General features: G+C 45.9%; 1 pseudogene. It reads right to left on the bottom strand.

The annotated features are described in order from the left end of the window. Nucleotides 1-884 (bottom strand): annotated as a pseudogene (locus WAE64_RS24755) (hypothetical protein); the annotation flags it as partial.

Here is an 884-nt window from a genome sequence, read left to right as displayed (position 1 = left end):
GAATTTTCCAAAGCATTATTGGCGATAATAGTGCTACCTACTTTGTAAGTCTTCGACCCCGAACTGATGTTATCTGTGGGATTATTCAGATACTTCGTCGTGGGGTTCACACTCACCATATCCATTGCCGGATTACCTGCATTTACCTGATTTGAAGATACTACCCGTATCAGATATTTATCACTCTCGGCTGCATTGGCTGGAATCACCACCGATACTGTCCCTGCTGTGGCTGTGCTACCCAAAACCGTGGGGAACTCAAAACTTCCACTCGGCTCCGATAACTGTATCTGAAACTGATTCCCTACACCAAACGAACCTGTGGTTGTGAAACTCACATCTACGCTTGTGCCTGCACAAATACTACTGCTCGATAAGGTCGGCATCGAGATAGTTGCCAGATTGCCCACCACCGTAAAATTGGTTACCACAGGGCCATAAGTAACTCCACCTCCCTTGTTATCTTGCGCATAACCTGTTACAGTAAGTGAATAGTTGCCCGGTATGAAGTTCCGGCCGTTGATAAAATCACCAAAGTTGTCAAACAAAGCATTGGGTGGCACGTTCTGAACAATGTTCCAGTTCAGTTCAGGGCCTTGTATATTCATCTCAAAACTTTCGATGCCTACGTTATCACATACGTCGGTTACGATGATACTCACTTGCTCTGGTATCTGGTCGATAACCATATTGTTGGTCAGTGGAAACAAGCCCTGGTAGGGATTTCCGGCTTTTACATAGCGGTAATCAACAATGCTCAGGCAGATATTTGTATTCTGCTGAAACCCCTGTGAAGCCGAAAGTGTAGGGGTACCTATCTGGGTAGTGAAGGTTTCGCCCAATGTCCACGATACCTGAACATTGCCAGTGGCTGTGTAACCTCC

Origin of the sequence: Emticicia soli, assembly GCF_037860775.1 — a bacterium.
In the GTDB taxonomy this organism is placed as follows: Bacteria; Bacteroidota; Bacteroidia; order Cytophagales; family Spirosomataceae; genus Emticicia; species Emticicia soli.
This window is presented reverse-complemented; position numbering and strand designations above follow the sequence as displayed.